The organism is Rhizobium sp. LjRoot258, assembly GCF_964254185.1.
Lineage (GTDB): Bacteria > Pseudomonadota > Alphaproteobacteria > Rhizobiales > Rhizobiaceae > Rhizobium.
Map to the genome: position 1 here is coordinate 32,830 of NZ_CAXUST020000002.1, position 25,410 is coordinate 58,239.

General features: G+C 61.1%; 23 protein-coding genes. 7 read left to right on the top strand and 16 right to left on the bottom strand.

What is annotated here, in order from left to right:
- Nucleotides 1–590: 590 nt before the first annotated feature.
- The 3 genes from ACSQ9D_RS21005 to ACSQ9D_RS21015 are packed head-to-tail and all read right to left on the bottom strand — an operon-like array spanning nucleotide 591 to nucleotide 3,820.
- On the bottom strand, nucleotides 591–1,415 hold the full coding sequence (locus ACSQ9D_RS21005; RefSeq protein WP_436283925.1) for a sugar phosphate isomerase/epimerase family protein: 825 nt from the start codon (nucleotides 1,413–1,415) through the stop codon (nucleotides 591–593).
- A 51-nt stretch (nucleotides 1,416–1,466) separates the two neighbouring features.
- Nucleotides 1,467–2,639, bottom strand: coding sequence for a dihydrodipicolinate synthase family protein (locus ACSQ9D_RS21010; protein ID WP_436283926.1), 1,173 nt, complete (start codon nucleotides 2,637–2,639; stop codon nucleotides 1,467–1,469).
- A 5-nt stretch (nucleotides 2,640–2,644) separates the two neighbouring features.
- Nucleotides 2,645–3,820, bottom strand: coding sequence for a Gfo/Idh/MocA family protein (locus ACSQ9D_RS21015; protein WP_436283927.1), 1,176 nt, complete (start codon nucleotides 3,818–3,820; stop codon nucleotides 2,645–2,647).
- A gap of 248 nt (nucleotides 3,821–4,068) precedes the next feature.
- On the opposite strand from ACSQ9D_RS21015, the gene ACSQ9D_RS21020 reads away from it, so the two are divergent.
- Nucleotides 4,069–5,265: an ROK family transcriptional regulator gene (locus ACSQ9D_RS21020; RefSeq protein ID WP_436283928.1), complete on the top strand. Its 1,197-nt coding sequence runs from the start codon at nucleotides 4,069–4,071 to the stop codon at nucleotides 5,263–5,265.
- A 5-nt stretch (nucleotides 5,266–5,270) separates the two neighbouring features.
- Here ACSQ9D_RS21020 and ACSQ9D_RS21025 read toward each other — a convergent pair whose 3' ends face one another.
- The 4 genes from ACSQ9D_RS21025 to hmgA all read right to left on the bottom strand — a co-directional run bounded on the left by ACSQ9D_RS21025 (nucleotide 5,271) and on the right by hmgA (nucleotide 10,522).
- Nucleotides 5,271–7,286 (bottom strand): beta-N-acetylhexosaminidase, encoded by a 2,016-nt coding sequence (locus ACSQ9D_RS21025; protein ID WP_436283929.1) that lies wholly within the window; start codon nucleotides 7,284–7,286, stop codon nucleotides 5,271–5,273.
- 191 nt (nucleotides 7,287–7,477) lie between these two features.
- Nucleotides 7,478–8,116, bottom strand: coding sequence for a maleylacetoacetate isomerase (gene maiA / locus ACSQ9D_RS21030; RefSeq protein WP_436283930.1), 639 nt, complete (start codon nucleotides 8,114–8,116; stop codon nucleotides 7,478–7,480).
- Entirely contained in the window at nucleotides 8,113–9,135 is a 1,023-nt protein-coding gene (locus ACSQ9D_RS21035) for a fumarylacetoacetate hydrolase family protein (RefSeq protein ID WP_436283931.1), read from the bottom strand. Before ACSQ9D_RS21035 ends, maiA begins: the two co-directional genes overlap by 4 nt.
- 28 nt (nucleotides 9,136–9,163) lie before the next feature.
- The gene (gene hmgA / locus ACSQ9D_RS21040; protein ID WP_436283932.1) at nucleotides 9,164–10,522 is read right to left on the bottom strand and encodes a homogentisate 1,2-dioxygenase; all 1,359 of its coding nucleotides are present in this window, start codon (nucleotides 10,520–10,522) and stop codon (nucleotides 9,164–9,166) included.
- 68 nt (nucleotides 10,523–10,590) lie between these two features.
- Between hmgA and ACSQ9D_RS21045 the strand changes: the two genes are divergently transcribed.
- On the top strand, nucleotides 10,591–11,043 hold the full coding sequence (locus tag ACSQ9D_RS21045; RefSeq protein WP_037126493.1) for a MarR family winged helix-turn-helix transcriptional regulator: 453 nt from the start codon (nucleotides 10,591–10,593) through the stop codon (nucleotides 11,041–11,043).
- 1 nt (nucleotide 11,044) lies between these two features.
- Here the strand turns inward: ACSQ9D_RS21045 and ACSQ9D_RS21050 are convergent, their stop codons facing one another.
- Nucleotides 11,045–11,518: an Lrp/AsnC family transcriptional regulator gene (locus tag ACSQ9D_RS21050; protein WP_436283933.1), complete on the bottom strand. Its 474-nt coding sequence runs from the start codon at nucleotides 11,516–11,518 to the stop codon at nucleotides 11,045–11,047.
- Nucleotides 11,519–11,645: 127 nt separating this feature from the next.
- Here ACSQ9D_RS21050 and hppD point away from each other — a divergent pair, with 127 nt between their 5' ends.
- On the top strand, nucleotides 11,646–12,755 hold the full coding sequence (gene hppD, locus ACSQ9D_RS21055; RefSeq protein WP_436283934.1) for a 4-hydroxyphenylpyruvate dioxygenase: 1,110 nt from the start codon (nucleotides 11,646–11,648) through the stop codon (nucleotides 12,753–12,755).
- Nucleotides 12,756–12,776: 21 nt separating this feature from the next.
- On the opposite strand, the gene ACSQ9D_RS21060 is transcribed toward hppD, so the two are convergent.
- The 8 genes from ACSQ9D_RS21060 to ACSQ9D_RS21095 form a co-directional block, all read right to left on the bottom strand.
- On the bottom strand, nucleotides 12,777–13,694 hold the full coding sequence (locus ACSQ9D_RS21060) for a DMT family transporter (protein WP_436283935.1): 918 nt from the start codon (nucleotides 13,692–13,694) through the stop codon (nucleotides 12,777–12,779).
- 86 nt (nucleotides 13,695–13,780) lie between these two features.
- A complete protein-coding gene (gene mmsB / locus ACSQ9D_RS21065) occupies nucleotides 13,781–14,665 on the bottom strand; it encodes a 3-hydroxyisobutyrate dehydrogenase (protein WP_436283936.1) in 885 nt (294 codons plus the stop codon).
- Nucleotides 14,666–14,674: 9 nt separating this feature from the next.
- Nucleotides 14,675–16,270 (bottom strand): GMC family oxidoreductase, encoded by a 1,596-nt coding sequence (locus tag ACSQ9D_RS21070; RefSeq protein WP_436283937.1) that lies wholly within the window; start codon nucleotides 16,268–16,270, stop codon nucleotides 14,675–14,677.
- 19 nt (nucleotides 16,271–16,289) lie between these two features.
- Nucleotides 16,290–17,279 carry a branched-chain amino acid ABC transporter permease gene (locus tag ACSQ9D_RS21075; protein WP_436283938.1) on the bottom strand — a complete coding sequence of 330 codons (990 nt, stop codon included), beginning with the start codon at nucleotides 17,277–17,279 and terminating at the stop codon, nucleotides 16,290–16,292.
- 2 nt (nucleotides 17,280–17,281) lie between these two features.
- Entirely contained in the window at nucleotides 17,282–18,169 is an 888-nt protein-coding gene (locus ACSQ9D_RS21080) for a branched-chain amino acid ABC transporter permease (protein ID WP_436283939.1), read from the bottom strand.
- Between the two features lie 4 nt (nucleotides 18,170–18,173).
- On the bottom strand, nucleotides 18,174–18,875 hold the full coding sequence (locus ACSQ9D_RS21085; protein ID WP_436283940.1) for an ABC transporter ATP-binding protein: 702 nt from the start codon (nucleotides 18,873–18,875) through the stop codon (nucleotides 18,174–18,176).
- Complete coding sequence (locus tag ACSQ9D_RS21090) at nucleotides 18,875–19,657, bottom strand: ABC transporter ATP-binding protein (protein WP_436283941.1); 783 nt, start codon at nucleotides 19,655–19,657, stop codon at nucleotides 18,875–18,877. Before ACSQ9D_RS21090 ends, ACSQ9D_RS21085 begins: the two co-directional genes overlap by 1 nt.
- 4 nt (nucleotides 19,658–19,661) lie before the next feature.
- Nucleotides 19,662–20,867: an ABC transporter substrate-binding protein gene (locus tag ACSQ9D_RS21095; RefSeq protein ID WP_436283942.1), complete on the bottom strand. Its 1,206-nt coding sequence runs from the start codon at nucleotides 20,865–20,867 to the stop codon at nucleotides 19,662–19,664.
- 320 nt (nucleotides 20,868–21,187) lie between these two features.
- Between ACSQ9D_RS21095 and ACSQ9D_RS21100 the strand changes: the two genes are divergently transcribed.
- The 4 genes from ACSQ9D_RS21100 to ACSQ9D_RS21115 all read left to right on the top strand — a co-directional run bounded on the left by ACSQ9D_RS21100 (nucleotide 21,188) and on the right by ACSQ9D_RS21115 (nucleotide 25,316).
- Nucleotides 21,188–22,108: a LysR family transcriptional regulator gene (locus tag ACSQ9D_RS21100; protein WP_037126513.1), complete on the top strand. Its 921-nt coding sequence runs from the start codon at nucleotides 21,188–21,190 to the stop codon at nucleotides 22,106–22,108.
- Nucleotides 22,109–22,208: 100 nt separating this feature from the next.
- Nucleotides 22,209–23,396: an acyl-CoA dehydrogenase gene (locus ACSQ9D_RS21105; protein ID WP_436283943.1), complete on the top strand. Its 1,188-nt coding sequence runs from the start codon at nucleotides 22,209–22,211 to the stop codon at nucleotides 23,394–23,396.
- A 94-nt stretch (nucleotides 23,397–23,490) separates the two neighbouring features.
- The gene (locus ACSQ9D_RS21110; RefSeq protein WP_436283944.1) at nucleotides 23,491–23,949 is read left to right on the top strand and encodes a DUF4126 domain-containing protein; all 459 of its coding nucleotides are present in this window, start codon (nucleotides 23,491–23,493) and stop codon (nucleotides 23,947–23,949) included.
- Complete coding sequence (locus ACSQ9D_RS21115; RefSeq protein WP_436283945.1) at nucleotides 23,949–25,316, top strand: FAD-containing oxidoreductase; 1,368 nt, start codon at nucleotides 23,949–23,951, stop codon at nucleotides 25,314–25,316. Before ACSQ9D_RS21110 ends, ACSQ9D_RS21115 begins: the two co-directional genes overlap by 1 nt.
- The last annotated feature ends 94 nt before the right edge of the window (nucleotides 25,317–25,410 follow it).

Genomic DNA, 25,410 nt, shown 5'->3' on the forward strand with positions numbered 1-25,410 from the left:
CGAGTCTGCGACGACGGGCGCGAGGGGCGGCACGGTGGCTGCCGCGTGAGGATGGATCTGGGGATGGCCCGCAAAGCGTTGCGCAAACGTGTTGGTGGCGCGGCGAGCGAGGCAAAGACGTGGTGGGAGATGTCGGTGGCTGCGCTCAAATGACGGCCGGGCCATTTGCTCGCGGTTCGGGCGGTGCGGGGTCCCTGGTAGCGGGCGCCGTCCAGACAACCGGGCGAAGTTCCCCGCGGGGAACAATCAGAACGAATGGCGCCTCCTGGCTCAACGGTCCGCGCCTTTGCGTAGAAACATCGGATCGCCGTGGTCCCGCGCGAAGGCTGGTTCTCAAGCCGCTAATCCCCAGATTGCCGTCCGGATGTGGTTGACAAATGACCGCCCAATCCGGGATTCTAGTTGCCTGCGCTTCGGCGTTCCAGAGCCGGTTTGGCGAGAAACAGCGGCTTGGATCCTTTCGGAAGCGACCTTTCGGGCCAAATTCCACTTCAAGTGCCTACCATCCAGCGGAACAAAACGCGGAGTTAGCTACCGTCCGCGCAAATATGTATGGTTAACCAAGAGTTTAGCTCTTGGATGCGGCGTCGTCAGCAGGTGCTACGGAAGCGATCAATGCAGGTTGCAAGCACCTTTTCCCCGGGCCGCTTCCACCAGTTCCCCGCCGAAAAGATCTCGACCTCCTGAGGGCCTTGGTAACCCGCCGCCTCGATAAAGCGACGGATCCCCTTGAGATCGATGACACCGTCTCCCATCATCCCGCGGTCGAGCAACAAGTCCGTGGTGGGAACCAGCCAGTCGCAGATATGGTGGGCAAGGATGCGGCCGGAGGCGCCGGCCCGGGAAATCTGTTGCTCAAGCTTCGGATCCCACCAGACGTGGTAGACGTCAATGGCGACGCCGACGCCGTCCCCGAGAAGGTCGCAAATGTCGAGCGCTTGTTCGAGCGTGTTCACACAGGCACGGTCGGCGGCATACATCGGATGCAGCGGTTCGATGGCAAGCGGTATGCCGGTTGCGCGCGCATGCGGCAGGATCGCCCCGATGCCTTCGGCCACCATCTCGCGCGCATGCGCGATATCTCGGGATCCGGCGGGCAGGCCGCCGACGACGAGGACCAGGCAGTCCGCGTTGAGGGCGGCAGCCTCATCGATGGCCTTCTTGTTGTCGTCGATTGCGGCTGCCCGTCCTGCAGCATCGGCTGCGGGGAACATGCCCCCGCGGCAAAGGCCTGTCACCTGCAGCCCGTTGTCGGCAACGATCCGGGCGGCTTCCGAGAGGCCGATGGCGTGCACCTGATCGCGCCAGGGAGCGATCGCGACGATATCCTGCTTGAGACAGGCTTCGATGGCCTGCCTCATATTGTATTGCTCTCGGACGGTTGCGAGATTGATGGAAAGGCCGTCGACTGCCATGTGTCTTCCTCCCTCACACCCCGCAGTTGCGAGGTGCATGCCCGTGATCTTTCAAATGCCGATTGCCGCCAGAATCGTTTTCATTCGAGCAGCCGCGATATCCGGATCGCGCAGCACGCGGGCCTTGTCGGCGAGCCGGAACAGCTCGGCAAGATGCACCATCGAGCGCGCGCTCTGCTGGCCGCCGAGCATCTGGAAGTGGTTCTGAAAGCCGTTGAGATAGGCAAGGAAGACGACGCCGGTCTTGTAGAATCGCGTCGGCGCCTTGAAGATGTGCCGGGAGAGCGGGACCGTCGGAGCCAGGATATCGTGGAAGCCGGCGAGATCGTCCTTGGCAAGCTTCTGCAGGGCAGCACTCGCCGCAGGCGCAATGGCATCGAAAATGCCGAGCAGGGCGTGCGAATATCCCTGTTCGTCGCCGGCAATGAGCTCTGCGTAGTTGAAGTCGTCGCCGGTGTACATCTTCACGGCCGCATCAAGGCGGCGGCGCATGACGATCTCCTTTTCTGCCGAAAGCAGAGAGATCTTCACGCCATCCACCTTGTTTGCGTGGTCGTTGATGATGGCGATCGCCGTTTCCATCGCTTCGATGTCGTCACGCGAGCCCCAATAACCCGAAAGCGCAGGATCGAACATGTCGCCGAGCCAGTGGATAATGACCGGCTGGCGGACCTGCCGCAGGATACGGTCGTAGACGCGCGCATAATCCTCGGGCTTCTTGGCAGCTGCGGCGAGAGCGCGGCTTGCCATCAGGATGATCCTGCCGCCCTGCCCTTCGACATACGCGACCTGCTCTTCATAGGCCCGGATCACATCATCGATGCCGATATCTGGGCCTGGCGGCAAATGGTCGGTGCCGGCGCCATAGGCAATCAGCGCATCGGGGCGCTGGTGCGCGGCCGATTGCACGTTGGCGATCAGCTCTTTGGCACCGGTCCAGTCGAGCCCCATGCCGCGCTGGGCCGTGTCCATCGCCTCGGCGACACCAAGACCGAGATCCCACAGATATTCGCGGAACGCGATCGTGCGTTCCCAGTCGATATTGCGGTCGAGCCAGGGATCGTTGTCGGCCAACGGATCGACAACGATATGAGCGGCCGCATAGGCAACGCGGTTGAAGGCGTGCCCGCCAGCCGGGCGTTGCGGCGCGGCAAGCGGTGTGTTGACGACGGTGTAGTCCTGCAACGTGCCGCCGGAAACGGGAAGGCGAAGTGTCGTTGCCATGATCGTCAGGCAACCTTGCGCACAGACGTGTCGGCGAGCGAGGGAATGTCCACCCAGCGGCGCTCCTTCCAGCTCTTGTGCGCCAGTTCGGCGAGCTGAACGCCCTTGGCGCCTTCGCGCAGGGTAAAATTCCACGGCGCATCCTCGACGACGTAGCGCAGGTAGTCTTCCCATTGGGCCTTGAAGCCGTTGTCAAAGACCTGGGTTTCCGGAACCTCGTCCCAGGTCTTGTAAAAGTCGATGGTCTGCGGCTGGTCCGGATTCCAGACTGGCTTTGGGGTGTTGACGCGATGCTGGGTCCAGCACTTCGTCAGGCCGCAAACAGCCGAGCCATGCGTGCCGTCGACCTGGAACGTCACAAGGTCGTCGCGGCGCACGCGAACCGCCCAGGAAGAGTTGATGTGGGCGACGATGCCGCCCTCGAGTTCGAACGTCGAATAGGCTGCATCGTCGGCGTCGGCCCGGTAGGTCTTGCCATTCTCGTCGACACGGCTCGGGATATGGGTGGAGGCATAGCAACTGACCGCCTTGACCTGGCCGAACAGGTTGTCCAGCACGTAGCGCCAGTGCGGCAGCATATCGAGGATCATGCCGCCGCCGTCGGCCGTGCGATAGTTCCAGGAGGGGCGCTGCGCCTTCACGCCCCAATCGCCTTCGAATACCCAGTAGCCAAATTCGCCGCGAACCGACAGTATCTTGCCGAAGAAGCCGCTGTCCTTGAGCAATGCGATCTTGCGCAGACCAGGCAGATATAGCTTGTCCTGAACGACGCCGTTCTTGACGCCGCGCTGCTCGGCGAGTGTCGCAACGGAAAGCGCTTCCTCAAGCGTCTCGCAGATCGGTTTCTCGCAATAGACGTGCTTGCCGGCTTCGATTGCCTTCTTCAGCAGCGATACGCGCATTTGCGTCGAACCGGCGTCAAAGAAAATCTTGTTGTTCGGATCGGCAAGGGCGCTGTTGAGATCGGTGGTCGTGCGCGTCAAGCCGTGCTTGCGGGCGATCGCTTCGATCTTGTCGGCGTTGCGTCCAACGAGGATCGGATCGGGCATCAGGCGGTCGCCATTGGCAAGCTGAAGGCCCCCCTCCTCCCGGATCGCCAGAATGGACCGCACCAGATGCTGATTGTAGCCCATGCGGCCGGTAATCCCGTGCATGATCATGCCAAGCGATATCGTCGCCATCTGCGTCTTCCTCCCAAATAAATAACTATTTAGTTACATAAGTGACACGCAGTCTCCGCGCTGTCAACCCGGCCCCCGCCAAGGGCGCTTTCGACAAGAAATCTCTAACGTCGCGGGTGGAGATCGAGGAGCAAACCTGGCAGCCGAGGGCCAGGTTTAGGTCGCGCGCGCAATCTTCTGGATATCCGTGACGGAACCTCTTATGCGATAGAATAAGTGATTGGTTTGAATTCCCGTAAGTCGGACATATGAAGGCGATTTCAGGCACCAACCTCGAGCAGGCAAAATCGCACAACAGGCGCGTCGTGATCGAAGCGATCCGAACGAGCGGCCCCTTGTCGCGTGCCGCTCTTGCCAAGTTGACGGCGCTCAGCACTCAGACGGTCTCCAACATCGTCGAAGAGCTTGAGGGGGCAAAGCTATTGAAGGCGGAAGCGCCTCAAAAGATTGCGCGCGGCCAGCCGATCACGCCATATTCGATCAATCCTGACGGCGCCTATTCCATCGGCCTGGAACTGGAGCGGGATCATGCAGTTGGGGTCCTGACGGATCTTTCGGGACGCGTCCGGGCAAGGATCGAAAGGGCCGTCGACAGGCCGACGCCTGCCGAGGCGATGCCCATCCTGGCCGATATCGCTGAGGAGTTGCAGCGAGACCTCCGCTTCGATCGCGCCCGCCTCCTCGGTGTCGGCATCGCGATGCCGGGGCGTTACGCCGCCGAAGGAGTGACATCCCTCAGCCCCGTGACACTGCCTGGCTGGCAAGATTTCCCGGTGGCGCGCGAGCTAGCCGGTCTGGTTGGCGTGCCCGTTCTCGTCGAGAACGACGCGACGGCCGCGGCAATCGGCGAGCGGCTCTATGGCGTCGCGCGCGGTCTAAGCAGCTTTGTCTACCTGTTTCTTGGGGGTGGCATCGGCGCCGGCATGTTCCTTGACGGTCATCTTTACAAGGGCAGCCGCAGCAATGCCGGCGAGATCGGCCATATGATCGTGGTCCCGAATGGCCAGGCCTGCGCGTGCGGCAAGCGTGGTTGTCTGGACCGCTATGTTTCCCTCGGCTCGGCCTACGAGTATCTCAACGTTCAGGATCCTGGACAATACACGCCTGAGACCCTGGATGCTCTGATCGAGCAAGCGACCGGTCGGATTGACGCCTGGGCGAAGGCCGCAGCCGAACCCATGCGCCAGACGATCGATTTTCTCGAACTGGCCTTCGACCCGCAGACGATCGTTCTCGGCGGTTCCATGCCTTCTTCGCTGTTGCAGCGCCTTGCCCGTCAGTTGGAGCCCTTGCATACGCCGGTTAATCCGGGGGCCGAGCGAAGCCTGCCCCGCATTATGATCGGAGCGACCGGCAGAGACACGGCGATTTTGGGCGCCGCGGCTCTGCCGATCTTTTCGGAAACGAACCCCCAGTTCGATGTGCTCCAGAAGCCTTTAGGCTGATAGCATCACGGATAGGCGTAGAGGACCGGCATCAATCCCGCGACCGCCTTGAAACGCTCCCAGGATTTGTCGGCTGGTTTCGTCCAGGCGCTCTCGGCAAGTGCCGAGATTCGGGGGAAGACCAGGCGATCGAAGACTGCGCGGTCGGTCATGGGCTCCGACCAGATGCAGGCCTGGATACCGCGCAGCTTCATCTTCTGCTCGTCGCTCCAGCCTTCGACCGGATCAAAATTGTAGAGCTTCTCCGGCTCCGACCACCCGGCCCAGCTGGCGCCGGGCTCGTCCCAATCAGGGCTGTTTGCCATGTCGAGATAGTAGACCTGCCCCGGGCAGACCACCATCTCGTAGCCTTGGCCAGCAAGGGCGGCCGAGACTTCGACGCTACGCCAGCCGCAGAGATAGCTCTTGGTCTTGTCGATGACGTTGCCGTGCGCAGCTTCTTCCCATCCGCCCGTGATGCAACCTTGCTCGGCAAGGAACTGCTGGATCCTTGCGAGAAAAACGGATTGCAGAACCGCAGCTCCAGATCCGTCGATGTCATCGGCGCCGTGTGTGTTGGTGATGACGTTGAGGCGCTTGGCGTGTGCATCAGCCGTTGCGTCTCCCGCGATCTCGCGCAGCCGCGCCAGCGCTTCCGGGGACCCCGACCAGGCGCCGAGCGGCACCTCGTCGGCGCCGATATGGATCGTCTTGAAGGGAAAGAGCTCGATCAGTTCGTGGAAGATGGTTTCCAAAACCTCGTAGGTCTTCTCGCGCGCCGGGTTCACGCAGTTGTCTGGAAAGCCCTGGACGGAATAATAGCTTCCGACCTCCTGCGGGTCGCGAAGCTCAGGGATTGCCTGCTGCATGGCAAAGCAATGTCCCGGCACGTCGATCTCCGGCACGACCTCGATGCCGAGTTCCTTGGCGTGGGCCACGATCTCGCGAACCGCAGCTTTGGTGTAATAGCCGCCGGTGCGTGCCGCGCCCGAGCCGAGCAGCGGCGGAATGGCAAGTCCATGTCCGCGCCAGGCGCCGACTTCGGTCAGTGCCGGATAGGCATCGATTTCCACGCGCCAGGCTTCGTCGTCCGACAGGTGCCAATGGAAGCGGTTGACCTTGTTCCAGGCGAGAATGCTGAGCAACTTCTTGATTTCAGCCATGCCATAGAATTGACGGGCAACGTCAAGATGAAGGCCACGCCATCCCATGGATGGCTCGTCGCGTATCTCGCCTTCGACGGGGAAGCGGAATGCGTGCGGATAAAGATGCGCGCCGCGCCAGATCTGGCCGAGCGTGATCAGACCATAGAGCAGGCCCGTTTGTGTGCTGGCGGAGACGCGAATGATATCACCGGCGAAGGACATGCCATAGGCCTCCGGCGCGAAACCGTCGACGATCTGCAGCATGGCAGGCATTCCGCCTTCTGAGGCTGGACGAACGATCCCCTCGACGGCAAAAAGCTGTTCAACGAGGCCGGTAAAGGTAGCAGCCGCGGCAATTGCCCGCGGATCGCTGGCGTTAAGGGCAAATCCCGGGGGGACCGAACGCCTGCCCGATACCGACACCTCGTTCGGCCATGGCACGATCGAAACAGGTACCGGCGGAGTGGCCGGCACGGGATAGATTTCTGCGCCACGCTTCAAGGGAGAATTGTTGGCGAGCGAGCGGGTCGGTTCGACTGAGAGCGACAGCGTGCTGCCGTCGGCAAAGGCGACATAGGCGCCGGTCGCCCCATCCGTCCAATGCTGGAACGGCCAGCTGAGAGCGGAGATCGTCAATGTCCAGGTCTTGCCCGCCTCAAGCTCGAAATTTTGGGGCGGCAGGAATTCGGTGAAGTTCGACAGCCGGCGACCGATCGTGCCGCCCTCGATATGAACCGCCGGATCCACGCGTCCCGGGCCACTGATGCAGAGGCTGAAATCGGCGATTGGGTTCGACGAAAGGTTCTTGAGGGTGAGGGTATAGGCCTGGCCTCGTTCATCGGATGCGGGTTGCCACGAGGTTTCGAGTCGCAGGGCGGGTTGGCGCTGTTTTGTCATGATTGTCTCTTGGTAACGTTGCTGAACATACAGGGGCTGTCCCGGCAGCGCCGAGACTCATTCTCATTTAATCAATCAATTTGATTTAATCAGCTGTCGTCGGCTGGCGTCAATCGGAGGTTAGAAAATTATCGGGCGTGCAAGTCGCGGAAGAGCCGCGGGAACCATAGCAGTTGGCGGCGCCGCGATCGCTAGCTGGGCTTTGCTGTGTCCGGATGGGCGGCCTTGAATGCTGGTAATGCATTGCATGTATCAGCAATGCGAGCGACGCGGGGGAAAGCCGACATTTCGATACCCCAGCGACGGGCGTTGTAGACCTGCGGCACCAAGCAGAAATCTGCCATGGTCGGCGTGTCGCCAAAACAGAAGCGGCCGGTTGTCGGATCATCAAGCATCTTTTCCAGTGCCTGAAGTCCGCTGCCGATGAACGTGATCATCCACTCCGTTCGCGCGCCCTCCTCGCCAGTGAGGCGAACGACGTGAGAGACGACGCTGAGGTTGCAGATCGGGTGAACGTCCATGGCGACGGCATAGGACAGCGCCCTCACCCGCTGCCGCCCGGCGGCGGTATCGGGCAGGAAGCCGCTTTCGAGGCGGGTTTCGGCCAGATATTCGATGATGGCGAGCGATTGGGTCAGCATGCGTCCGTCGATGCGCAGGCTCGGGACCAGGCCTTGAGGGTTGATCTTCAGGTAGTTCGGATCCTTGTGGGCCGAGGCGAGCAGGTCGATCGGCACGGTCTCGTAGGCAAGTCCCAGCATTTGAAGCGCGATGCGGACCCGAAAGCTCGCCGACGATCGCCAGTAGTCGTAGAGCACGATCTCCGTCATTGCCTACGGTCTCCATCGCAGCGTTGCACCGTCTGCTCGATCGCACCGAAGATCGATGCACCATGCCTGTCGTTCATCTCGATGCGAACGCTATCGCCGAAGTGCAGGTAGGGCGTCCTTGGTCGGCCGTGCTCGATGGTCTCGATCATTCGGATCTCGGCGATACAGGAATACCCGTCCCCACCCTCGGCGATCGGCCTGCCGGGGCCGCCATCGCGCTTGTTGGAAACCGTGCCGGAGCCGATGATCGAGCCTGCCGTCAACGACCTCGTTTTCGCTGCATGCGAAACGAGCTGCCCGAAGTCGAATGTCATGTCGACGCCGGCATTGGCGCGACCAAACGGCGAGCCGTTCAGACTGACCAGCAGCGGAAGATGTAGCTTGGCGTCCTTCCAGGCGTCGCCGAGCTCGTCCGTCGTCACGGCCACGGGCGAAAAGGCCGATGAAGGTTTCGATTGGAAGAAGCCGAATCCCTTGGCAAGTTCATCGGGAATGAGGCCGCGCAGTGAGACGTCATTCACCAACATCACCAGCCGGATCGCCTCGCGTGCCTGATCCGGCGGTGTACCCATGGGCACGTCGTCGACGATCACTGCGACTTCACCTTCCATATCGATGCCATAGGCCTCGTCGGCCGCAAGGATCGGATCATAAGACCCCAGGAACGTGTCGGAACCGCCCTGGTACATCAGAGGATCGGTCCAGAACGTCGTCGGCATCTGCGCGTTTCGCGCCTTTCGCACCAGCTCAACATGGTTGACGTAGGCCGACCCATCGGCCCACTGGTAGGCGCGCGGCAGCGGCGAACGCACATTTCGTGGATCAAAGGGCTCGGATAGGTGAGAGCCTTCTTCGAGGTGTTCGGCGATGCGCGCAAGCTTGGGCGCGGTGGCCGACCAGTCGTCCAGCGCTGCCTGCAAGGTGCGGACCTCGCCCGCATCTGCAAAGCGTGTCAGGTCGCGGGAGACGACGATCAGCCGGCCGTCCCGCGTGGAGTCTTTGAGTGTGGCAAGTTTCATGGGACCTGTCCGCGTTCGCTGTGGTGGCTCACTTGATACCCGGCGTTCCGTCGAAGCGCCGCTCCAGACCGTCCCAGCAATCGATGTAATCGTCCTGCAGTGTCTCCAGTTCCGCCGCGTATTTCGTCAGTTGCTGCGGGAACCGGGTCTCGAACATGAACGCCATCGTGTGATCCAGCTTGACCGGTTTCAGCTCCGAGTTGGACGCCTTTTCGAAGCCGAACGCATCTGGTCCATGTGGCAGCATCATGTTGTGCAGGCTCATGCCGCCTGGAACGAAGCCCTTTTCCTTGGCATCGTATTGTCCAAGGATCAGGCCCATGAACTCGCTCATGATGTTGCGATGATACCAGGGGGGGCGGAACGTGTGCTCGGCAACCAGCCATCGGGGCGGAAAGATCACGAAGTCGACATTTGCAGTGCCCTCTTCTCCACTCGGCGCCGTCAGCACCGTGAAAATCGACGGATCCGGATGATCGAAGAGAATCGCCCCGACCGGGGAGAAGGTTCTAAGATCGTATTTGAACGGCGTGTAATTTCCGTGCCATGCCACGACGTCGAGCGGCGAGTGACCGATCTCCGTCACGTAGAACCTGCCGCACCATTTCACATGGACCCGGCACGGTATCTCCTTGTCCTCGAAGGCGGCGACCGGGGTCTTGAAGTCGCGGGCGTTCGCCAGGCAGTTGGCGCCGATCGGCCCGCGATCCGGCATGGTGAACTTTGCTCCGTAGTTCTCGCAGATGTAACCACGCCATTCTGTTGCGTCGCCGAGACGTGAGACCTTGAACATCATCCCACGGGGGATGAGGCAGATCTCCGCGGGCTCGACCTCCATGACACCCATCTCCGTGAAGACGCTGATGGCACCGCGTTGAGGCACAATCAGCAGTTCGCCATCGGCATTGAAGAAATAGTCGTCAACCATGTCATCGTTGAAGGCGTAGGCATGCGCGGCCATACCGACCTGGGTCATGACATCGCCGGCTGCCGTCATCGTTCGAATTCCGGCAAGAAAGTCCGCGCGGGCCGTTGGCGCCGGGATCGGGTCCCACCGCAGCTGTCCAAGCGGCAGCGAGTGATCGTCCAGGCACGGCGCCGATTTCCAGAACGGATAGCCCGCATTGGTAAAACGACGCGTGTGGCGAACACTTGGCCTAATGCGATAGAGCCAGGAGCGCTCGTTCGTCCCCCGGGGAGCTGTGAACGGCGAGCCGGACAGCTGCTCGGCATAGAGACCGTAGTTGCACTTCTGCGGGCTGTTTTGCCCCTGCGGCAGTGCCCCGGGAAGCGCCTCCGTCTCAAAATCGTTGCCAAAACCCGGCATGTAGGAAACGTCGCTGGCTCCCGCCCGCGCACGGGAACGTGGTGCTTCGGTCGTGTCCATGCTTGCATCTCCTCCATTTATATAGTTACAAACGTAACCGTTGATTTTGTAACTATCAAGGAGTGGGCATGGCGGATGGATTCGAGCTCGACGGCTTCATCCCGTACCGGCTCAACCGGGCATCGGAACTGGTCAGCCTGTCATTTGCCCGGCAGTACAAGCAGGAGTTCGATCTGACCCGGCCCGAATGGCGCACGCTGGCCGCACTCGGCAGCGTCGGGGTAATGACGGCAAAGGACATCGGCGCGCATTCGCATATGCACAAGACAAAGGTCAGCCGCGCAGTCCAGGCATTGGAACAGCGGCACTGGCTGAAAAGAGTTCCAAGCGACACCGACCGACGCTTCGAGCAGATCGAACTCACCGCGCTTGGGCGGCAATACTATCAAAAAATCACCCTCCTTGCCGACAAGTACCAGGAGACGGTGCGCATCACGCTCGGCGAAGAGGCCATCCGGCATCTCGATCTGGCGCTCGCGGCGATCGAGGCGTCTGCGGGACTGTCGCGCAAATCGAAATGAATTATGATCCGGAAAGCGGATAACCTTCGAAGTTCTTCAACGTATTGAGAACGATCGAGGTCTTCACGTGCTGAACCGATTCATGCGGCAGCAGCACGTCGTTGACGAAGCGCGAAAGGCCGGACAGGCCACGGGTCGCGACTTTCAGGTGATAGTCCATTTCGCCGGTCAGCGCATAGGCTTCAAGGACCTCGGGAAGGCCGTTGACCAATTGCGCAAAGCGGCGAGCGTTGTCGCGATTGTGGGTTGCCAGCGTCACCGAGATGACGACCAGCAGGCTAAGCCCCAGCCTGTCCGGATCGAGGTTTGCCTGATAGCCGCGAATGAAGCCCTCAGCTTCCAGTCGCGTTCGCCGCCGCGAACATTGAGACGCTGAAAGGGCAATGCGTTCGGACAGTTCGATATTGGTCAGTCGTCCGTCGCTTTGGAGCGCGGCGAGGATCTTCCGATCAAATCCGTCCAGTTGCTCAGACATTGTACGATCCGTTCGTTATCTGCACGTTCCGTGCGGATCATTTGCCAAACATGCCCATAATGCAAGCACATTGCATGAAAGCGGAGCGATAATTTGCATCAAATGACTACAGCCTCAGGAGCAGCAAATGGGCCCCTATCCGCACGACGCACCGCCGTCTCAAATCACAGCGGACAATCCCGCCGGCACGGATGGGTTCGAGTTCGTCGAATTCGCGCACCCGCAGCCGGGAAAGCTCGCGGAACTGTTCACCTGCATGGGGTATCAAGCGGTTGCCAAGCACAAGAGCAAGGACATCACCGTCTGGCGCCAGGGTGACATCAACTATCTTGTCAATGCCGAGCCGGACAGCCACGCGAAGCGGTTTGTCGGCGATCACGGCCCCTGCGCTCCGTCGATGGCGTGGCGTGTGGTAAACGCCAAGCATGCCTTTGACCACGCCGTCGCCAAGGGCGCGACCCCTTACGAGGGCGACGACAAGACGCTCGATGTGCCGGCGATCGTCGGTATTGGCGGCTCGCTTCTCTACTTCGTGGAACGCTACGGCGCGAAAGGATCGGCTTACGATCTCGAGTTTGACTGGTTAGGCAAACCCAATCCGAAGCCAGACGGCGTTGGTTTCTTTTATCTCGACCACCTCACCCATAACGTCCATCGCGGCAACATGGACACGTGGTGGGACTTCTACCGCGAACTGTTCAATTTCAAGCAGATTCACTTCTTCAACATTGATGGCCGCATTACCGGCCTGATGAGCCGCGCAATCACCTCGCCGTGCGGCAAGATTCGCATTCCGCTGAATGAATCGAAGGACGATACCAGCCAGATCGAGGAGTATCTGAAGAAGTACAAGGGTGAAGGCATCCAGCATATTGCTGTCGGAACCGATGCCATCTACGAAGCGACCGACAAGCTCGCCGAGAACGGGCTTCGCTTCATGCCCGGCCCACCCGAAACTTATTACGACATGTCAGTTCAGCGCGTCACCGGCCACGACGAACCGATCGACAGGATGCGTCGGCACGGCATTCTGATCGATGGCGAAGGCGTACTCGATGGCGGCACGACCAAGATCCTGTTGCAGATCTTCTCGAAGACCGTTATCGGCCCGATCTTTTTCGAGTTCATCCAACGCAAGGGCGACGAAGGTTTCGGCGAGGGCAACTTCAGGGCGCTCTTCGAATCCATCGAAGCCGACCAGATACGCCGCGGCGTGATCAAGCCGGCTGCCGCTTAGCGGCCGAAATGACGAGCAAAATCAGTGGCCGTCGGGGGCAACAGCCTCCGGCGGCACTGTTTCCAGCAGGTTCTTGCGATGGAAGATAAACAGGCCGGCCACGACGATGATCGTGCCGCCTGTGATCACGTAAAGATCAGGAACGTCACCGAAGAAGAGGTATCCCAGTGCAACCGCCCAGATCAGCAGGCTGTACTGCAGCGGCGCCAGCAGTGATGCCGGTGCAAGCTTCAGCGAACGCGTGATCAAGAGGTGCGCGCAGGACGCGACGACGCCTAGCCCAATCATGCCGCCGAGTTCGACTACTGTTGTCGGCTGCCAGGCGCCGATCGATAGCACCGCCCCGACGACAAGGGCGGCGATCATCTGCCAGGTGACGAGGGTCGTATCGCTTGTGTTGCGGAGATATCGGTTCAGGACGAGCGCCACCGAAAAGGAGAGGCTGCCGACAATTCCGAAGAGAGATGGCAGCGACAGCATTGCCGAGGACGGACGAAGCGCAATCACAACGCCGCAGAAGCCGACGAAGACGGCGAGCCAACGGCGCCAGCCGATGCGTTCGTTGAGGAAAAAGTGCGACAGGGCCGCGACGTAGATCGGCCCGGCCATGTAGAAGGTCATCACGTCGGCCAGCGGCAGATAGGCGACTGCGGCGTAAAACAGGCCGACATCGAGCGTCGCCAAGAGCACGCGCAGAAACTGCAGTCCCTTCTGCTCCACCTTGAAAAGCTGGGCTGGACCCTGTCTGGCGATCAGTGGCCCGAGGATGATGAAGCATCCGAGTGAGCGGATGAGCAGCACCTGCCCAACAGAGAAGCTCGTCACCAGCCACTTACCCATCGCGTCGTTGAGTGCGAAGAGAAAGTCCCCGAGAAGCATCAGAACAACGCCCATCAGCACGACGTTCTTGAGGACTGTCGCGCTGGGCTGCGGTTGCATGTCGGACTTCCTGTTGCCGGTCGCCGCCTCGCTGCGGCAGGCTGGCCCTCGCCCATATCGACCAGGGTGTCAAGCCATCGTGGAGGCTATTGCGACTTGCCCCGCAGCATTTCGATGATTGCCGAGAAATCGCGGCCGCCATTCCCCTGTTTCTCGAAAAGAGCGTAAAGCTGCGAGGCTTCGGCACCAAGCGGCGTAGACGCGCCAGTAGATAGTGCAGCCTCTTGTGATAGTCGCAGATCCTTCAACATCAGCGCCGCCGCGAAACCCGGTTTGTATCCGTTATTTGCCGGTGATGTTGGAACCGGCCCCGGGACAGGGCAATAGGTGCTGATCGACCAGCATTGTCCAGACGAGGTCGAGGCGACGTCGAACAGCGCTTGATGCGAAAGACCGAGCTTTTCGCCGAGTGCGAAAGCCTCGCAGACACCGATCATCGATATGCCGAGGATCATGTTGTTGCAGATTTTGGCTGCCTGCCCGGCGCCGGGCTCTCCGCAATGGACGATCTTCTTGCCCATCGCTTCCAGGATGGGCTTTGCCGTTGCGAAGGCCTCGTCGGAGCCACCCGCCATGAAGGTCAGCGTACCGGCCGCCGCTCCGCCGGTGCCGCCCGAAACAGGGGCGTCGAGGGAAAGGCAGCCGGCATTGCTTGCCATTTCGTGTGCCTTGCGGGCGCTGTCGACGTCGATCGTGGAGCTGTCGATGACAAGCGTCCCGGCGGGAATCGAACCGAGAATGTCCGTCCATGCGCTGAGCACGTGCTTGCCCTGCGGCAACATCGTCACGACGATTTCCGCGTCCGAGACGGCCTGGCTGATATGGCTCGCCGCCGTTACACCCTGCGCTTGCGCGGCCTGCAGCACCGGTGCTGCAAGATCGAAGCCGGTGACTTGATGACCCGCCTTGACGAGGTTGGCGGCCATCGGCCCGCCCATATTGCCAAGCCCGATGAATGCGATCCGTGCCATGCCGTTCTCCTATCTGTTGTCCGCCAGGATCATGGCCGCTGCCATTTCGGCGATCATGATCGTCGGCGAATTGGTGTTGCCTGATGTGATGGTCGGCATCACGGAGGCGTCTGCAATCCGAAGCTTCGCCAAAGCCCTGAACCTGAGGCGGGGGTCGACGACACTTTCGCGATCCGCGCCCATCCGGCATGTACCGACAGGGTGGAAGATCGTCGTGCCGATATCGCCGGCCGCCTCGGCCAGTTGCGCATCCGTGCGGTAGCTCGGGCCAGGTTTGAACTCTTCCGGCTGGAACCGCGCGAATGACGGTTCTGCGACAATCTTCCGTGTCAGGCGTATCGAGCGAATAGCTATGTCGCGATCGCGTTCGGTCGAGAGATAGTTCGGGCTGATCGTCGGCTGGGCGGCAAAATCGGGGCTTGCCACATGCACCGAACCGCGGCTTTCGGGCCTGAGGTTGCAAACGCTTGCGGTGATGGCTGGGAATGGGTGCACCGGGTCGCCGAACTTGTCGAGTGACACCGGCTGCACATGGTATTGAAGGTCCGGCGTTTCCTTGTCGGGGCCGGAGCGGGTAAAGATGCCAAGCTGGCTTGGCGCCATTGCCATCGGTCCGGATCGCCTGACGAGATATTCAAGGCCAATCGCCGCCTTGCCGATGAGCCTTGTTGCCTTCTCGTTTAATGTCGGAACGCCGGTGACTTTGTAGGCCATGCGAAGCTGAAGGTGATCCTGTAGGTTTTCGCCGATGCCCTTCACCTCGGTGATGACCTCCACGCCCGCGTTCTGCAGCACATCGCCGCGGCCGAGGCCCGACAATTCCAGAATGTGCGGTGAACCGATCGCACCCGCTGCAAGGATCGTTTCCCTTGCCGCGTGAGCGCGCTTCGTGATGCCCCGATGCTGATAATCGACACCTGTGACCGCGCCTTCCCCGATGACCAAGCGACATACCTGCGCCTTCGTCAGGACCGTCAGATTGCTCCGCCGCATGGCCGGACGCAGGAAGGCCTTGGCGGTGTTCCAGCGAATGCCCGACCGCTGGTTGACGTCGAAGTAGCCGGACCCCTCATTGTTGCCGGTGTTGAAATCGGGACTCTCGGGAATGCCTGCCTCCCTGGCCGCCGCCTGGAATGCATCGAGCACTGCCCAGCGCACGCGGGCCTTTTCCACACGCCACTCGCCACCGGCGCCATGCAGCTCGTTTTCGCCGCGATAGTGATCTTCCGATTTGCGGAAGAACGGTAGAACGTCATCCCAGCTCCAGCCGGTGCATCCCATCTGTCGCCACAGGTCGTAGTCGCGCGCCTGGCCGCGCATGTAGATCATGCCGTTGATCGAGGAGCAGCCGCCAAGCACCTTGCCGCGCGGATAGTTAAGCGCGCGCCCGTTCAATCCCTGTTGCGGGGCGGTCGTGAAGCACCAGTCGGTGCGCGGGTTGTTGATGCAATAGAGATATCCGACGGGGATATGGATCCAGTGATAGTTGTCGCTGCCACCGGCCTCCAGCAGCAGCACGCGCGTGTTCCTGTCTTCGGACAGCCGGTTGGCGAGCACGCAGCCGGCGCTGCCGGCGCCAATGATGATGTAGTCGAAACGATCCATGCTCATGTCACCCCGCGGCTTAGCGGCGGTAGACGAAGCCGAGCTTCCGACCAAGACGCGAAGCGTAGAACTCGCCAATGATGCCGCGGCGGAAGATCAGCACGCAAATCATGAACACGATGCCGGTGATGATCGTCACCGGAAATTCCGATGTCGCCAGGTAGTTTTCGAGTGTCACGACAAGGCCGGCGCCGAACAGCGGACCGATCAGCGTCCCGATGCCGCCAAGCAGGGTCATCAGGATCACCTCGCCCGACATCTGCCAGGCAACATCGGTCAAGGTCGCGAACTGGAAGACGAGCGATTTGACCGCCCCGGCGAGCCCCGCGAGGGCAGCCGACATCACGAAGGCACCAAGCTTGTAGCGGGCGACGGAATAGCCGAGCGAAATCGCCCGTTGCTCGTTTTCCCGGATCGATTTCAGGATCATTCCGAAGGGCGAATTGATGAAACGCCAAATGATCAGGATACCGACGACAAAGACGGCCAGCACGAAATAATACATGGTGGTCGCGTCATTGAGATCGAGGACACCGAACAGATGGCCGCGCGGCACGGATTGGATACCGTCCTCGCCCTGCGTGAAGTCTGATTGCACGCAGAAGAAGAAGAACATCTGCGACAGGGCTAAAGTAATCATCGCAAAATAGATGCCCTGGCGTCGGATCGCGAAGAAACCCATGACGAGGCCGAGGGCGGCAGCGCCTACCACACCGAAGATGATGCCAAGCTCCGGCGAAAACCCCCATTCCTTCACGGCATGGGCGGTAAAATAAGCCGCACCGCCGAAGAACGTCGCATGGCCGAACGACAAAAGCCCGGTGTAGCCAAGAAGAAGATTGAACGCGCAGGCAAACAGCGCGAAGCACAAGAGCTTCATCAGGAAAATCGGATAGAAGAAGAATGGCGCCAAGAGCAGGAGCAGCAGGCCGATGATGAGGAAGGCTGCCTGCACCGAAAGGGCAGTGCGGCTCTTTTCCGTTCTCATGGTTTCGGTGATCTCTGTCATCGTCATGCATCCCGGCCGAAGAGGCCCGCGGGCCTGATGAGGAGAACGATTGCCATAATGACGAAGATCACGATGTTTGAAGCTTCGGGATAGAAGACCTTGGTGAGACCTTCGGCAATACCGAGCACGTAGCCAGTGATGATCGCCCCCATGATCGAGCCCATGCCGCCGACCACAACGACCGCAAAGACGACGATGATCATGCTGGAGCCCATCAGCGGCGACACCTGATAGATCGGTGCGGCAAGCACACCCGCGAAGGCGGCAAGACCGGCTCCGAGCGCATAGGTCATGGTCAGGAGGACCGGCACGTTGACGCCAAATGCCTGGACCAGCGTCGCATTCTCGGTCGCTGCCCGCAGATACGCGCCGAGCTTCGTCTTCTCGATCAGGAGCCAGGTGCCGAGGCAGACCACGAGCGATACGGCCACGACCCAACCGCGATAGATCGGCAGAAACATGAAGCCGAGATTGACGGCACCTGCAAGGGCGGCGGGCTGCGCATAGGGCTGCCCGGAAGAGCCATAGAGGTAGCGGAAGGTGCCCTCCACGGCGAGTGCGAGCCCAAAGGTGAAAAGCAGTCCGTACAGCGGATCGAGATCATAGAGCCGGCGGAGGAACAATCGCTCGATCACCGCGCCGGCCAGACCGACAATGACGGGCGCCAGGATCAGCGACGGCCAATAGCCGATGCCGGCATAGGCAAGCAGAAGGTAGGCGGCGAAGGCGCCGAGCATATATTGCGCGCCGTGCGCAAAATTGATGACCCGCAACAGACCGAAGATGATGGCGAGCCCGAGGCTCAAGAGGGCATAGAACGAACCGTTGATCAGGCCGATCAGCAACTGGCCCATAAACGCCTGTAGGGGAATGCCGAAGATCATCGTCATGAGATCACACTCCCAGAACCTTGTGCAGCGTATCCATCCGCTGCGGCAGCTCGCCCACGGGGAACTCCGAAACCATCTGCCCGTGATCCATAAGATAGAAACGATCGGCGATCCGGCTAGCGAAACGGAAATTCTGCTCGACGAGCAGGATCGTCATGCCACGCTCCTTCAATTGTTTCAGCACCTCGCCGATGCGTTGGACGATGACCGGCGCCAAGCCCTCTGTGGGCTCGTCGAGCAACAGCATGCGCACCCCCGTGCGCAGAATGCGGGCGATCGCCAGCATCTGCTGCTCACCGCCCGACAGTTTCGTCCCCGCACTGTTGCGGCGCTCGTAGAGGTTTGGAAACAGCTCGTAGATCTCGTCCACGCTCAGGCCGCCGGAGGCGACGATCGGCGGCAGCAGCAGATTTTCAGACACCGTCAGTGTCGAGAATATGCCCCGTTCCTCCGGCACGAATCCGATGCCTCGGCGCGCCGTCTTGTGCAACGGCACCTGCATCATGTCCTCGCCGGCAAAGAACAGCTTGCCTTTGCGGGCGCGCACAATGCCCGTTATGGTGCGCAGCGTCGTCGTCTTTCCGACGCCGTTGCGGCCGAGGATGGTGATCGTCTCACCTTCGCCGACGCGCATGTCGACACCGTGCAGGATGTGGCTTTCGCCGTACCAGGCATTGAGCCCCTGGAGCTCCAGAAGTGTCGTCATCAACCCTCCTCCGAGCCCATGTATGCTTGGCGCACGCGCGCATCGGCGCTGACCGTCGCATAGTCGCCCTCGGCGAGAATCTCGCCACGCTGCAGCACTGTCACCTGCTGGCATATGTCGGCGACCACAGACAGATTGTGTTCGACCATCAGGACGGCGCGGTCGCGCGCCACTTCGCGGATCAGCGCCGAAACGACGCCGACATCCTCGTGCCCCATGCCGGCCATTGGCTCGTCGAGCAGGAGCACTCTCGGGTCAAGCGCCAGCGTGGTCGCGATCTCGAGCACGCGCTTGCGGCCATAGGAGAGATCGGCGGCGATCGCATCGCGCTCCTTGGAAAGGCCGACTTTCGCAAGCAGTTGGTCGGCACGATCGTTCAATTCGTCGAGAGCCGAAAGCGGACGCCAGAATTGCGTCGACAGATTGTTTGGCCGCTGTAGTGCCACGCGGACATTGTCGAGAACGCTCAAATGCGGAAACACCGCCGAGATCTGAAACGACCGCACCAGTCCCATCCGCGCCACCTTGTCCGGCGCGGTTTTGGTGATGTCGGTGCCCATCAGCGTGATCGTACCGGCACTGGGCTGCAAAAACTTCGTAAGCAGGTTGAAGACGGTGGTCTTGCCAGCACCATTGGGGCCGATCAAGGCATGCACACTTGCATCGTGGACGTCGAGATCGACATTCTTGACGGCGGTGAAGCCGCCGAAGTCGCGACGCAGGCCGCGGGCGGAGAGCACCACCCGCGGCGTCGCGTTCGATTGTGTTGCGGAAACCGCCATCGGTTTAGTTCACCAGGGCGCAGCCGCTCTTGGCGGGATCGATATAGGCTTCCTTGCCGGGAATGGTCGCCAGAACGTTGAAGTAGTCCCACGGTTCCTTGCTGTCGGCTGGCTTCTTGACCTGAAGCAGGTACATGTCATGGATCATGCGGCCGTTCGGGCCAACCGTGCCGCCGCGCCCGAAGACGTCATCGACTGGCATTTCATGCAACTGCTTGGCAACGGCATCGGTGTCGTCGGTACCAGCCTTCTGGATCGCCTTCAGGTATTGAAGCACGGCCGAGTAGGTGCCTGTATGGACCATGTTCGGCATCTTCCCTGTACGGGCGAAGAACTTCTTGCCGAACTCGCGGCTCTTGTCGTCGAGGTTCCAGTAATAGCCTTCGGTCAGCGTCAGCCCCTGTGCCGCATCGAGGCCGAGCCCATGGACTTCCGCAAGCGTGAAGAGCAGTGCCGCCAGATGCTGGCCGCCCTGGGTGATGCCAAACTCGGCCGCCTGTTTGATGGCGTTGGAGGTATCGAGACCGGCATTGGCAAGGCCGATCACCTTGGCGCCGGACGATTGCGCCTGCAGCAGGAACGACGAGAAGTCCTGTGTCGAGAGGGGGTGGCGCACGGAACCGACCACCTTGCCGCCGTTGGCCTTGACGAAATCGCTCGTCTGCTGCTCCAGGGAATAACCGAACGCATAGTCGGCCGTCAGGAAGAACCAGCTGTCGCCACCCTGCTTGACGAGCGCGCCGCCGGTGCCGACGGCCAGCGCATGCGTGTCATAGGCCCAGTGGAAGCCGTAGGGCGAGCAGGCCTTGCCAGTCAGGTCCGTCGTTGCCGCGCCGGTGACGATGTCGATCTTCTTCTTTTCCCTGGCTACAGCCTGGACCGCGAGCGCTACCGATGAGGTGGTCAGTTCCATGATCGCGTCGACCTGCTCGGTGTCGTACCATTGACGAGCGATGTTGGAGGCGATGTCGGCCTTGTTCTGGTGGTCGGCATCGACGATCTCCACCGGCACGCCCAGAACTTTACCGCCGAAATCCTCGACGGCCAACTTGGCTGCCTCCACGGAGGACTTGCCGCCGAAATCAGCGTAGACGCCCGACTGATCGTTCAGGATGCCGATCTTCACCTTGCCGTCGGATGCACCATCGGCGAGTACGGCAGTGCTGCTTGCAAGCAGGAATGCGAGCGATGCTATGAGATTCTTTCGCATATGTCTCTCCTCCCAGAGATTGGCCAGAATGCGGATCTGTTCAGATTTGGCCAGCCGCCCTCCTCAAAGCCGCTGGCGCATGCCTTACGATCACGGAATTACCCCTTTCAAGCAAGGCCGCTTTACAACTAATTCCAAACAGTATCTGCTCGTTTTTGAACAGAAGTGCTGTCGCATCGCCGCCATGGCTCAATGAATGCAGATCGTTAGGGTGCTTTCGTTGGAACTCAGGGCAGGCCGCGGTGATATGCAGGTTGCCCGGCATTAGACGAAAGACCAATAGCGGGCGCTTGACGATCACAGCGCCTACGGGGGGATTGATGAACAATTCAGCGCAATTCACCTGGGATGACCTGCAGTTCTTTCTGGCCGTCGCCCGCACCGGGCAGCTATCGACTGCCGCGCGGCAATTGCGCACCAGCCATGCGACGGTTTCGCGCCGCATCGACCGGCTGGAATTTGCCCTGAAGGTCAAACTCTTCGAGCGTAATCCGCGCGGCTATGTGATGACGGCGATGGGCGCGCGCTTCGTCGAGACCGCCGAAAGGATGGAGCAGGAAACCGAGCGACTGCGCGCCGATCTGACCGACGGCGCCACAACGCAGCGTGGCGTGGTGCGGCTCAGCGCGCCGGAAGGCTTCTCCAACTTCTTCTTTGCGCGCGTGCTGCCGCAGTTCGTCGCCCGCCACCCGAATTTGTCGCTTGAGCTGGTGACGATCCAGCAGATCATGTCGCTGTCGCGCAAGGAGGCCGATATCACCGTCGTTCTCGATGAACCGAAGGGCGGACCGTATTTTTCCGACAAGCTCACCGACTACCATCTCCAGGTCTATGGTTCGCGGGAGTACCTGCAACGAAGCGCGCCAATCACCTGCCGCGACGACCTGTTGGAGCATCCCTTCATCAGCTATATCGAGGAGATGATCTTTGCCCCCGGCCTCGACTATCTCGGCGACGTGCATCCGCGCATCAAGCCGCAGTTCCAGAGCTCCAGCATCTTCGCGCAGCTGACAGCGACACGAAACGGCCTGGGGCTGTGTGTGCTTCCCTATTTTTTCGCCAGCCGTTACCCCGAGCTGGAACGGGTCCTTCCTGATGAGGTCGATCTCAGGCGCCATTACTGGATCACTTGCCATCGCGACCTTCGCCAGTCGCCGCGGGTGCGGGCCGTCATCGATTTCCTGCGCGAGGCTGTGACCGGCAAGGATGTCAGGTTCATTCCTCCCTGGGTGAAGCGATAGGTTGGCCCCCGGGGTCGGTTCCTGGCGAGTTGACCCGTCCGTCCGGCGGGTCTATGCCCGAAGCAGGTTCGCGCCGGCAGGGGAATGAGGAGGAGTGACCATGCAGCATACCCGCGAGATCTTCGACTGGGCCGATCCGTTCCGGCTTGTGGAGCAGTTGTCAGACGAGGAACGCATGGTGCAGGAGACGGCACAATCCTACGCGCAGGAAAAGCTGGTGCCGCGCGTGCTCGAGGCCTTCCGTAACGAGAAGACCGATCCTCGGATCTTCCGCGAAATGGGCGAGCTCGGCCTGCTTGGGCCGACGATTGCGCCGGAATATGGCGGGGCGGGCCTCGGCTACGTTGCCTATGGCCTGATCGCCCGCGAGGTCGAGCGCGTCGACAGCGGCTACCGCTCGATGATGAGCGTGCAGTCCTCCCTGGTCATGGTGCCGATCGATGCCTTCGGTACGGAGGCGCAGAAACAGAAATATCTGCCAAAGCTTGCGACCGGCGAATGGATCGGCTGCTTTGGCTTGACCGAACCCAACCACGGCTCGGATCCGGGCTCGATGGTGACGCGGGCAAGGAAGGTCGATGGCGGCTATAGCCTGTCGGGCGCCAAGACCTGGATCTCCAATGCCCCGATCGCCGACGTCTTCGTCGTCTGGGCCAAGACCGAGGACGGTGTCATCCGCGGCTTCGTCCTGGAAAAGGGCTGGAAGGGCCTGTCGGCGCCGGCCATCCACGGCAAGGTCGGCCTGCGCGCCTCAATCACCGGTGAGGTGGTGATGGATAATGTCTTCGTGCCGGAAGAGAACCTGCTGCCCAACGTGTCGGGTCTCAAAGGCCCGTTTACCTGCCTGAATTCTGCCCGCTTCGGCATTGCCTGGGGGGCGCTCGGAGCTGCCGAGGATTGCTACGCCAAGGCACGCCAATATGTGCTCGACCGCAAGCAGTTCGGCCGGCCTCTCGCCGCCAACCAGCTGATCCAGAAGAAGCTCGCCGACATGGTGACGGAGATTTCGCTTGGTCTGCAGGGCTGCCTAAGGCTCGGCCGCATGAAGGAAGACGGGCATCCGCCGGTGGAGCTGACCTCGATCGTCAAGCGCAATTCCTGCGGCAAGGCGCTCGACATCGCCAGGCTTGCCCGCGACATGCTGGGCGGCAACGGCATCTCCGACGAGTTCGGCATTGCCCGCCATCTCGTCAACCTCGAGGTCGTCAACACTTACGAGGGAACCCACGATGTCCACGCCCTGATCCTCGGCCGCGCCATCACCGGCATCGCCGCATTCGCAAATTGAGCCATATTGGGCATCGCGCAAATTGAAACCCGCGCGACAATGTGCCAGCTTCCGATGACCGCGAGGATATTGCGCGCGGCATGGGGGATTGCACATGCTTTTGTTTCTTGCATTTCTGATCGGAATTATCGCAGGCCTCAGGGCCATGATGGCGCCGGCCGTCGTTGCCTGGGGCGCCGCACTCGGCGGGTTTGACGTTTCACAGACACCGCTTGCCTTCATGGGATATCGCTGGACGCCATGGGTGTTCACGCTGCTTGGGGTCGTCGAGTTGATTACCGACCAGCTACCCTCGACCCCGTCACGCAAAGTTCCCATGCAGTTTGCCGCCCGCCTCATCATGGGTGCGCTGACGGGTGCCACGATCGGCGCGTCCGGCGGATCACTCGTCAGTGGATTGATTGCGGGCATCGTCGGTGCCGTGGTTGGCACGCTTGGCGGTGCGGCTGCCCGCGGCAAGCTTGCCGCCGCCTTCCGCAAGGATACACCTGCAGCGCTGATCGAGGATGCGGTTGCGATCATCGGCGCGCTCATCATCGTGGGAGCAGTCTGATGCCTAGTTTCGACGCCATCGTCATCGGGGCCGGTCAATCCGGTCCCTTCCTCGCCGCCCGAATGGTCGAGAAGGGCATGAAGGTGGCGTTGATCGAGCGCAAGTTCCTCGGCGGCACCTGCGTCAATGCCGGCTGCATGCCCACCAAGACGCTGGTGGCAAGCGCTCGCGCTGCCCATATGGCACGGCGCGGGGCCGACTATGGCGTGATGATCCCAGGCCCCGTGGGCATCGACATGACGGTGGTGCGAAAGCGCGCCGAAACCGTGACGATGAATGCCCGCAATGGCCTGATCAACTGGTTTGCCGGCATGGACGGAATCACTGTCATCTATGGCCATGCGCGTTTCGAAGACGCTCATACCGTCACCGTGAACGGGGAAACGCTGACGGCCCCGAAGATCTTCCTGAATGTCGGGGCGCGACCGATCATTCCCGATATGCCGGGTATTGATGAGATCGATTACCTCACCAGCACCTCGATTATTCATCTCGACACGCTTCCGAGGCACTTGGCGGTTATCGGCGGCAGCTACATCAGCCTCGAATTCGCGCAGATGTATCGCCGCTTCGGGGCCGACGTGACGGTGATCGAGCGCGGCCCGAAGCTTGCCTCGCGCGAGGATGCGGACATTTCGGACGCGATCGCAGATATCCTGCGTTCGGAAGGCATTGGCGTGCACACCGATGCCGACGGGATCGGCTTTTCCAAGACGGCCAACGGCATCAGCGTCAGCATCGGCAATGGTCAGCCGCCAATCGAGGCAAGCCACGTGCTGATCGCCACCGGCCGCACGCCGAACACCGACGATCTCGGCCTCGACAAGGCCGGCGTCGTCACCAACCAGCGCGGCTACATCACCGTCGACGACAAGCTTGCGACCAATGTCGAAGGCATCTGGGCGCTCGGCGATTGCAATGGCCGCGGTGCCTTTACCCATACCTCCTACAACGATTTCGAGATCGCCGCCGCCAACCTGCTCGACGGCGAGGACCGCAAGCTCAGCGATCGCATTCTCGCCTATGCGCTTTATATCGACCCGCCGCTTGGCCGTGTCGGCATGAGCGAGAAGGAGGCACGCGCCTCTGGTCGAAAGATCATGATCTCTACCCGGCCGATGAACCGGGTTGGACGCGCCAACGAGCGCGCCGAGACCAAGGGCTTCATGAAGGTGATCGCCGATGCCGAAACGCAGCAGATCCTTGGCGCGGCCATCCTCGGAATCGAGGGCGACGAGGTGATCCATGGCATCATCGATGCGATGAACGCCAAGGCCCCCTACCCGGTGTTGAAATGGGCCGTGCCGATCCATCCGACCGTGTCCGAGCTGATCCCGACGCTGCTTGCGGATTTGAAAGCGGTCTAGCTGCGGAAGCGGTCTTCCGGCCCCGTGGCTTGACCTTGCATCTCACTTACACGGCGCTGGACATTGCCTCGCCGGAGCAAATAGATATGGCGCT